Origin of the sequence: Pseudomonas sp. MF7453, from assembly GCF_016405455.1 — a bacterium.
Taxonomy (GTDB): Bacteria; Pseudomonadota; Gammaproteobacteria; order Pseudomonadales; family Pseudomonadaceae; genus Aquipseudomonas; species Aquipseudomonas paralactis.
This window is the reverse complement of sequence record NZ_JAEKCN010000008.1, coordinates 282,627-291,860: the sequence shown is the minus strand read 5'-3', so window position 1 is coordinate 291,860 and position 9,234 is coordinate 282,627. Positions and strand designations below refer to the sequence as shown.

6 protein-coding genes and 1 rRNA gene are annotated in these 9,234 nt (G+C 59.8%); 4 read left to right on the top strand and 3 right to left on the bottom strand.

Going from position 1 to position 9,234, the window contains the following annotated elements:
• Positions 1-207: 207 nt before the first annotated feature.
• The 4 genes from rrf (at position 208) to JFT63_RS15220 (ending at position 4,070) form a co-directional block, all read left to right on the top strand.
• Positions 208-323, top strand: a 5S ribosomal RNA gene (rrf, locus tag JFT63_RS15235).
• Positions 324-504: 181 nt separating this feature from the next.
• Positions 505-1,164, top strand: a complete 660-nt coding sequence (locus tag JFT63_RS15230; RefSeq protein WP_186559365.1) for a paraquat-inducible protein A — start codon at positions 505-507, stop codon at positions 1,162-1,164.
• Entirely contained in the window at positions 1,151-1,774 is a 624-nt protein-coding gene (locus JFT63_RS15225) for a paraquat-inducible protein A (RefSeq protein WP_057701743.1), read from the top strand. Before JFT63_RS15230 ends, JFT63_RS15225 begins: the two co-directional genes overlap by 14 nt.
• Positions 1,767-4,070, top strand: coding sequence for a PqiB family protein (locus JFT63_RS15220; protein WP_186559363.1), 2,304 nt, complete (start codon positions 1,767-1,769; stop codon positions 4,068-4,070). The genes JFT63_RS15225 and JFT63_RS15220 overlap by 8 nt, the downstream gene beginning before the upstream one ends.
• Before the next feature lie 186 nt (positions 4,071-4,256).
• Here the strand turns inward: JFT63_RS15220 and mksF are convergent, their stop codons facing one another.
• The 3 genes from mksF to mksB are packed head-to-tail and all read right to left on the bottom strand — an operon-like array spanning position 4,257 to position 9,068.
• Entirely contained in the window at positions 4,257-7,097 is a 2,841-nt protein-coding gene (gene mksF, locus JFT63_RS15215; RefSeq protein ID WP_005784503.1) for an Mks condensin complex protein MksF, read from the bottom strand.
• Positions 7,094-7,801, bottom strand: coding sequence for an Mks condensin complex protein MksE (mksE, locus tag JFT63_RS15210; RefSeq protein WP_186559362.1), 708 nt, complete (start codon positions 7,799-7,801; stop codon positions 7,094-7,096). The genes mksF and mksE overlap by 4 nt, the downstream gene beginning before the upstream one ends.
• Positions 7,791-9,068, bottom strand: coding sequence for an Mks condensin complex protein MksB (gene mksB / locus JFT63_RS15205; RefSeq protein WP_198708036.1), 1,278 nt, complete (start codon positions 9,066-9,068; stop codon positions 7,791-7,793). Before mksB ends, mksE begins: the two co-directional genes overlap by 11 nt.
• Positions 9,069-9,234 lie beyond the last annotated feature (166 nt).

The following is a 9,234-nucleotide window of genomic DNA, read 5'->3' as shown; positions in this document are numbered from 1 at the left end:
TAAGCGCTGTGAGGCGTTGAGCTAACCAATACTAATTGCCCGTGAGGCTTGACCATATAACACCCAAGCAATTTGAGTCGAAAGGCCAGATTGCGGTGTGTGAAGACGCAATGAACCGAAAGTTCGACGCTCACAAAACACCGAAAGCTATCACATACCCAATTTGCTGAAGCGAGGCCATCTGGTCACGACTCAGTACCCGAATTTCTTGACGACCATAGAGCATTGGAACCACCTGATCCCATCCCGAACTCAGCAGTGAAACGATGCATCGCCGATGGTAGTGTGGGGTTTCCCCATGTGAGAGTAGGTCATCGTCAAGATTAAATTCCGAAACCCCTGTTTGCTAACGCAAACAGGGGTTTTGTTTTGGGCGGTCGAAAAGCGTCTACCTTGTCCCCGCACGCCAGTGATCCTTCAACCGCCCAACAAAATTGCACAGTTATTTCCGAGCCAGAGCACTAGAATAGCCACCTAACTATTTTTAGAGTCAGAGCCCTATCTATGCCCGATCCGGTTGATGCCGTTGAGGTGTCGGATTTACCCCTGGACGAACTGGTGGCATGCCATGAGTGCGACTTGCTGATGCGCAAGCCAACGCTCGCCCTCGGCGAAAAGGCCCAGTGCCCGCGTTGTGGCTACGAGCTGTACGCCCACCGCCATAATGTGGTCGAGCGAAGCCTTGCTTTAGTCCTTGCGGCACTGCTGCTTTACATCCCGGCGAACTTTTTGCCCATCATGCAGCTCAATCTACTCGGGCAGTCCTCGGAGGACACCGTGTGGAGCGGCGTTGTTGGCTTATTCGATACCGGTATGCAAGGCGTTGCTGCCGTTGTGTTCCTGTGCAGCATGGGGATCCCCTTACTCAAGCTGCTTTGCCAATTGGCAGTGTTGCTCAGCATCCGCTGGAACATCGGCCGCAGTTACGGGCTGTTGCTGTACCGCATCTACCACCATATGAAGGATTGGGGGATGCTGGAGGTCTATTTGATGGGCGTACTGGTGGCAATCGTAAAGCTCGCCGACATGGCCTCCATCACGATAGGCCTGGGTCTGGTCTGCTTCGTCAGTCTATTAATGGTTCAAGTTCTGCTTGAGGTGGTCATGTCGCCCCATCAGATCTGGCAAGCACTGTCAGGAGAGGATGACCATGCGGGCGATTGATGCAGGCATTCTGATTTGTACTGAATGCCATGAGCTCAATAAGCAAGAAGCGGATGCCGATGAGCAACTCTGTACTCGTTGCGGTGCGCTGATCCATGCGCGCCGCCCTAATAGCCTTGCACGCACCTGGGCGCTGCTCATCACTGCGGCGATCTTGTACATCCCCGCCAACATGCTACCCATCATGACCGTCAACTCTCTCGGCCAAGGCGACCCGAGTACCATCATGTCCGGCGTGATACAGCTGGTGCAGCACGGCATGTTTCCCATCGCCGCCGTGGTGTTCATCGCCAGTATCCTGGTGCCGACATTCAAGCTGGTAGGTATCGGCCTGCTACTGTTCTCGGTGCAGCGTCACCAACCGCTATCCGCGCAACAGCGCATTGTGATGTACCGCTTTATCGAATTCATTGGCCGCTGGTCCATGCTGGATATCTTCGTGATCGCCATCCTGGTGGCGGTCGTTAACTTTGGGCGACTTGCCAGTGTCGAGGCCAATCTCGGCGCTGCCGCGTTCGCCAGTGTGGTGATCTTGACGATGCTTGCCGCAGTAACTTTCGATCCCCGACTGATTTGGGATAACACGGAGTCGGACGACGACCATGAGTGATTTGCCTAAAGCTAAAACCCGCCCGGCCTCCAATTGGTCGGCCATTTGGGTACTGCCCCTGATTGCCCTGATCATTGGCGGCTGGCTGGGATGGCGTGCCTATTCCCAGCAAGGTCTTGAGATTCAGGTCCGCTTTGAGAGCGGCGAAGGTATCCAGGTGAACAAGACCGAAGTGGTCTACAAAGGCATGACTGTGGGCAAGGTCAAAACCTTGGCTCTGGATGACGAGGGCAGTAATCGCGGGGTAATCGCCACCATCGAGATGAATAAGGATGTTGAGCAGTACCTGAGGACCAACACCCGCTTCTGGTTGGTCAAGCCCAGCGTGAGCCTTGCCGGCATCACTGGCCTGGAAACCCTGGTCTCGGGCAACTATATCGCCGCCAGCCCCGGTGACGGAGAGCCTACGCGCAAGTTCAAGGCACTCTCTGAAGAGCCACCGTTATCCGACGCCAAGCCGGGCCTGCACCTGACGCTCAAGGCAGACCGCCTCGGCTCGTTGAACCGTGGCAGCCCGGTGTTCTACAAGCAGATTCAGGTCGGCCAGGTCAAAAGCTATCTGTTGTCCGAAGACCAGAGCATCGTCGAAATCAAGGTCTATATCGAACCGACCTACGCCAGCCTGGTACGCAAGCACACACGTTTCTGGAACGCCAGCGGCATCAGTATCGACGCCAACCTCTCCGGGGTGAAGGTGCGCAGCGAATCGCTTTCCAGCATCGTGGCTGGTGGTATCGCCTTCGCCACGCCAGAGAATCGCCAGGACAGCCCACCCACCGACCCGAGCCTGCCTTTTCGCCTGTACGAGGACTTTGATGCCGCCGCAGCGGGCATCAAGGTCAAGGTCAAACTCACCGATTTTGAGGGCCTCCAGGCCGGGCGTACCCCGGTCATGTACAAAGGCATCCAGGTCGGTAGCCTGAAAACCCTGAAGATCGACCCGGACCTGGCCAGTGCCAGCGCCGAGTTGACCCTCGATCCTCTGGCCGAAGACTATCTGGTTCAGGACACGCAATTCTGGGTGGTCAAGCCGTCCATCTCCCTGGCGGGCATCACCGGCCTGGAGGCTCTGGTCAAAGGTAACTACATCGCGATCCGCCCGGGTGACAAAGGCACTGCGCCACAACGTGAGTATGTGGCTCGCGCCAAGGCGCCGCCTTTGGACCTGCGTTCCCCTGGCTTGCATATGGTGCTGCTCACCGACAACCTGGGTTCGCTGGATGTCGGCAGCCCGATTCTGTACAAACAGGTCAAGGTGGGTTCGGTACAGAGCTACCAGTTTTCACGCAAGAAGAAGCAACTGGTGATCGGCGTTCATATCGAGAAAGAGTACGAGGGCCTGGTCAACGGCTCGACGCGCTTCTGGAACGCCAGCGGTGTCACCCTAACCGGTGGGCTCACCGGCGGCATCCAGGTCAAAAGCGAATCCCTGGCCAGTCTGATGGCTGGGGGGATCGCCTTCGAAACGCCGGAGCCGAACGTTCCCCTGAAACACCGTATCCCGCGCTTCCGCTTGTTCGCCGACCGCGACGCCGCGAATCAGCACGGTACCGTGGTGACGATCAAGGTTGATCGTGCCGACGGCCTGCGCCCCGGTACGGCCGTGCGCTTCAAAGGCCTCGACGTTGGCAAGGTCGAGAGCGTCGACCTGAGCGCCGACATGCAGTCCGTATTGCTGCGTGCCCGTATCACTCAGGTGGCTGATCGTATCGCCCGCGCAGGCAGCCAGTTTTGGGTGGTCAAGCCGGAGCTGGGTCTGATGAAGACCTCCAATCTTGAAACCCTGGTCACCGGTCAATACATCGAGGTGCAGCCGGCGGTGAAAAATGCCGGGCCGCAAAAAAGCTTCGTCGCCCTGGATCAGCCGCCGGAAGCTGTTCATCGAGAGCAAGGCTTGAGCCTCACACTGAGTGCCGCACGCCGTGGTTCGCTCAAAGAAGGCGTGCCGGTCACTTATCGTGAAGTTACCGTGGGCAAGGTCACCGGCTATGAGCTGGGCCAGACCGCCGACCGTGTGCTGGTGCATATCCTGATCGAGCCCAAGTACGCACCTCTGGTACGCAGTGGCAGCCGCTTCTGGAACACCAGCGGCTTTGGCCTCGACTTTGGCTTGTTCAAAGGCGCGACCGTGCGTACCGAGTCCCTGGAGACGTTAGTGGCCGGCGGGATCGCCTTTGCCACCCCGGATGGCGAGCGCATGGGCAACCCGGCACGACCGCAGCAGACGTTCCCGTTGTTCGACAAGTTTGAGGATGAATGGCTGACCTGGGCGCCCAAGATTCCACTCGGTAAATAAACCGAGGCGCGGCTATCGCGGGCAAGCCCGGCTCCCACAGGGATATGCATTTTCAGCAAGTATGCATTCCAACTGTGGGAGCCGGGCTTGCCCGCGATGAGGCCCACAAACACACCGCAAATCCCAAGCCGAAAAAAAGGCCGCGATCCAAAAGATCGCGGCCTTTTTGCCTTTCAGTACAACCCGTCAGACTTCATCCAGCTCCGGCTCGTCCGCTTGCACATTCATCGTCGCCTTCACTACATCATGGCGACGGATGTACTTCCAGTCCGCCTCATCGATGTAGATCCCGTTCGGCCCGCTGCCGCCTTCCAGGTCGATGGCCACCTGGGCAGAGACCTGCGGCTTCACACTCGCCAGGATCGGCACGAAGCCCAGCTGCAAGCTGGTTTCCAGCAAGGCGGCCTGGTTCTTCTCATCGATGTCCGCCGCCTCATCGAGGTAGTACGGCAAGCGCACACGGCCGGCCTGGTCGCGGTCCATCAAGTGCAGCAACAAGTACATGTTGGTCAGCGCCTTGATGGTCATGGTGGTGCCGTTGGACGCGGCGCCGTCGATGTCGGTATGAATCACCGGTTGACCGTGCACCTTGGTGATCTCGAACGCCAGCTCGAACAAGTCCTTGAGGCCCAGTTGGTTATGGTTGGCCGCAACGAGGCGCGCCAGGTATTCCTTGGCTTCCTCGTTCTTGTTGTCCTGCTCGGCGCTCTGGCTGAGGTCGAACACCGACAGCGTCTCGCCTTCTTCATATTGACCGGCACTGTGGATGATCTGGTCGATATGCTTGAGGGCTTCCTTGTTCGGCGCCAGCACGATGCGAAAGCTCTGCAGGTTGGACACCTGGCGTTTGTTGATCTCGCGGTTGAACAACGCCAACTGGTGTTCAAGGCTGTCGTAGTCGCTACGGATATTGCGCAGGGTACGCGCGATATCGGTCACCGCGGCACGGCGTGCCTTGCCCAGTGTCAATGCCTCATCGGTGCGGTGCGCGTAAGCGTTGATCAGCAGCTGCAGGCGACGCTCCATGTCATCCTCGCTGTCGAACTTGGCCACACCCTTGAGGCGTACCTGGGCGTACAGCGCTTCAATCTGGCCGTCAGCGCGCAGCAAGCCCTGCCAGCTGTCCTGGTAGTCGTTGAGCAGTGGCAGCAGGTTGTCCATGGAATCGTCGACCGGGTCCATAAACGGCGTGCCGAACGGCAGGTCCGCCGGCAACAGCTGACGACGACGCAGCGCGTCATCCAGCGTGCGTTGCTTGGCTTCCATATCGCCGATCTGACGGCCGACCAATTGCAGCTTGGCCGACAGTTGCTGGACACGCTCGGTAAAGGCATCGCTGGAGCGCTTCAGCTCGTCCTGGGCCGCTTCCATTTGTGCGAGGTTTTCCAGTTTTTCGCCTTCTTCGGCGCTCAGGGTCTGGGTGCGGCGGAAGTCTTCCAATGCCTTCTGGGCATCCAGCACCTGCTGGTACAACGCTTCGGTCTGGGTCTTGCTCGCCGCGCGGTCGGACGCCACGGCCTGCTGGGTTTTGAGTTGCTTGAGTTCTTTTTCCAGGCGCTCTTTCTGATCGCGCAATGCGGCGCGGTCAGCCAGGGCCTGCAACGCAGGCGGCTCGATGTGCGAGATGTCGATGGACAGCCCCGGCACTTCAAAGCGCTCACCCTTGAAGCCATCAAGGATCTGCTCCAGGGATTTGACCCACTGGCCGTCCTCGTCCAGCGTGATGCCGTGCTCACCCAGCGGCAGGCTGAACAACGAGCTGTTGAACAGGCGCATCAAGCGTTCGACATCCTGTTGCGAGAACTCCTCGCGCAGCTTGGCGTAGCTGTTGTTATCGGCGTGATCGAGTTGCTGCCTGACCGACTTCAAGCGCTTTTCCAGGTCACGCAGGCGCTCGTCCAGGTCCTCGGCGCTGAACTGTCGCGACTGCGCCAATGCGCCCGCCAGTTCATCGTGAGCGTCCTTGGCGGCGAGTAGTTGTTGCTCCAGCACCTTGACGTCATCCACCAGGGCAAAGCGGTGCTTGAGTACCGACAGCTCGCCCAACCAACGCTGGATGCCGCTGATTTCGCGCTCCAGGCGCATCAGCTCCTGGGTGCCGCCACGCTGGTCGTTCTGCAGCGCGTCCTGCTCGTTGCGGTAGTGCTCGGCCTGGATGGTCAGCTCTTCCTTGCGCGCACTGGCGTAGTCCGACCAGGTGCCCAGCAACGAATCCAGCAGCGGTGACAGGCGATGCAGTTTGCCGCGCAAGGCGTCGCGTTGTTTGACGCCATTGGCCAAGGCTTCAACCAACGGCCCGGCGGCAACCAGGGAGTTGTAGTCCTGCTCCATGCGTCGCACATCGCGGAAGGCTTCTTCGCACGCAGCGATGTAGTCGACACTGCCGGAGCGCAGGCTGTGTTCGAAGGCATCGAGGAACAGTTGCTTGAGCTTGGCCGCAGTGATTTCACGCATGTGCAGCAGGTTGATAAACAGCGCGCGGAACGTCTTCAAACTCTGTTCGCTGGTGGAGCGCAGCGGAATCAGGGTCAGGTCCAGCGGGATCGACGTATGGCCGCCCACCAGCAAGCGCCGCAGTTCATCGGGCTTGAGTTCGTAGGCTTTGAGGCCTTCGCGCTCAAGGTTGGTGAACAGCTCTTTCTGGCGCAGGCAGGTATCGTTTTTCTGGTAGTGAGCCAGGTCCAGTTTGCCCGCATAGGCAAAGAACTGGTGACCGAAACCGCCGCCCGGCCCGCGTCCGACCACGCCGATAACGTGCGGGCCGTGGGGCAGGGAGACTTCTACCAGGATGTAGCTGGTGTCGGTGGCGAAGTAAAAGCGCCGCGATTGTTCCAGGGTGTACTTGCCGAAACTCATGTCCGACATGCGCGCCAGGATCGGGAACTGCAAGGCGTTGATCGACGCGGATTTACCCAGGTTGTTCGCGCCATACACCGACAGCGGCTCTTCCAGCGGGAACAAGCCCAGGCTGTAGCCGGCGGTGTTCAATAGGGCGAAGCGGCGGATGCCGTAGCGTTCCTTACTCATGCGTCGGTTTCCTGTTCTTCGGCAATGGCACGGGCCAGGGCGTCTTCTTCGCTTTCTTCATCGAAGGCGCTAAGGTCCAGCGGGTCATCGGTCTTCAGCAGTTTTTCATCGCTGTCTTGGTCGATGATCACCGGCACCGGCAGCGGCAATACGCTGTGCACGCTGGCGGCAAGGTCGCGGTCCTGCTGCACCGACAGGCACACGTCGAGGAAACGGTGCATCGGCGGCAGGAAGCGGTAGATGCCGTTGTCTTCGCTGGCAAAACCCAGTTGGGTCATGCGGCGCATGATTTTTTCTTCGAGTTCTTCCTGGGTCTGCACTTCGGCCTGGATAAACAGGTCGCGGTACTTCTCCAGCAACGAAGGCAATTCGTCGCGCCCCAGGCTGCCGCCGTCAAGCACGGCAACCGGGTCGCGGCCCTGGTCGGCCAGGTGCTCGACGATGATGAAGGTAAACAAGGCCAGGCGCTGGGCGGTCTTGTTGACCTGCGCAGCAGCCACGGCGGTGTCCGGGACGAAGTAGTAGAAACCGCGGGTATCGCATACCAGCTCAAAGCCCAGGGCCTTGAACAGCGTGCGGTACTGGTCCTGGAAGTTCGACAGCTGCGCGTACAGCTCCGGGTCGCGGCGGCTGACGTGGTAACCCTTGAACAGCTCGCGAAAAATCGGCGCCAGCTGGGACAGTTCGGATAGATCAAGATGCATAAGGGGTGCTCGCAGAATTCTCGGGGGCGTCAACGCCGGCCGGGAGCAGGGCGAAAGAGCGCAGGCTGACCTGGTGCTCGTGGGTGTGGTAATCGCGACGTTCCAGGCGCTCGCGCTTGAAGCGTTTTTCCCGGGACAGGCGCGAGAACCAGTACAGCAACTCGTCGGTGGCACCGTCCGGCTCCTGCTCCAGCAGCCAGGTCATCAGGTCCGGCATTGGCAGCGCGTCTTCGCAGCGCTCAAGCATTTCCTTGACCGTACGCGGCGCGCGCGGGGCTTCGCCCTTGTGGGATTTGTGTGCCTTGGGGAATCGCGCCGGTTTCGGCTCGAAATTGGCCAGGGCATACACATAAGCCTCGACCTGGCTGGCACTGCCCAAAAAGGTGCTTTGCGGTCGGGTAAACATCGGCATCGCCGCTTGCGGCACCGCGTCCAGGCCTTTGCGGCGGATCGCTGACAAAGCCAGCGCCGCGCCGCGAGTCACTGCGTTATGCCGGCGTGCTTCTTCACGCAGCGGCAGCAGCAACTCCCGCGCATGGCGCAAGGTCAGCTGGGCGCTGGTCTGCATTTCGAGGATGCGTGCGTGGGTGCGCAGCAGCATGTCGTCGTCCACCAGGTGGCCAAGACGCTGTTGCTCGGTAAGCATGCGCAGCAGCACGTTTTCCACCTTGCGCACGCCTTGCTCGAAGGCGCCGTCGGCGTTCACCAACTGGATCATCGGCTCGACGTATTCGTCCCAGGTCGCCAATACTTCGGCGTAGCGCTGGCGCAACGGAATCTGGCGGTCGCTGGTCTTGGCGCGATCGGCCACGGCCGCGAGGGCCTGTTCGTCGTTGGCGAGTTTTTTCAGCACGTCGCGCACGCGCATATCCAGCAAGCGCAGTTGCCGGGCCAGATCGTGGCCGTCGCGGATGTCGAAGGCGTCCTGGATGTAACCGGCCAAGCGCTCCAGGTGGCGCAGGTAGGCTTCGATTTCCAGGCACAGGCCAAGCCGGTGCTCCTTGCGAAGATAGGCGAGGAAGTCGTGGATCTGCGCGTTGAGCTCGAAACGGTTCGGGCTCTTGGCGACAGGCACCAGGATATCCAGGCGAATCCACACGTCCAGCAGGCTGGTAATGTCCTGGGGCGTGCTGTCCAGTTGTTGGGCGGCCAACTGTGCGCGCAGCTCGCCCAGGCTCAGGGTGCCTTGGTCGAAGTGTTCGCACAGAGGCTCAAGTAAGGCCCAGTGTTCGGCGAGGGCGCGCAGGACGCGCTTGGGTTCGATCATGGGAATGGCCGGCTGGTTGGCGATTAAAAGTCGCGATTGTACTGCATCAGGCGCGGGATTTATCCACAGCCGGTCAGTGCGCAGTGGGCGATTGTTGCCGAACAGCGGTAGAATCCCCGCTCTTTACTTATCCACAAGTGGCCGAGCTGTGCTTATCGAGTCCCGA

Bases quoted from the DNA above. Each gene is read 5' to 3' on its own strand.
- JFT63_RS15230 (WP_186559365.1), top strand. From the start codon at position 505: ATGCCCGATCCGGTTGATGCCGTTGAGGTGTCGGATTTACCCCTGGAC.
- JFT63_RS15225 (WP_057701743.1), top strand. From the start codon at position 1,151: ATGCGGGCGATTGATGCAGGCATTCTGATTTGTACTGAATGCCATGAG.
- JFT63_RS15220 (WP_186559363.1), top strand. From the start codon at position 1,767: ATGAGTGATTTGCCTAAAGCTAAAACCCGCCCGGCCTCCAATTGGTCG.
- mksF (WP_005784503.1), bottom strand. From the start codon at position 7,097: ATGAGTAAGGAACGCTACGGCATCCGCCGCTTCGCCCTATTGAACACC.
- mksE (WP_186559362.1), bottom strand. From the start codon at position 7,801: ATGCATCTTGATCTATCCGAACTGTCCCAGCTGGCGCCGATTTTTCGC.
- mksB (WP_198708036.1), bottom strand. From the start codon at position 9,068: ATGATCGAACCCAAGCGCGTCCTGCGCGCCCTCGCCGAACACTGGGCC.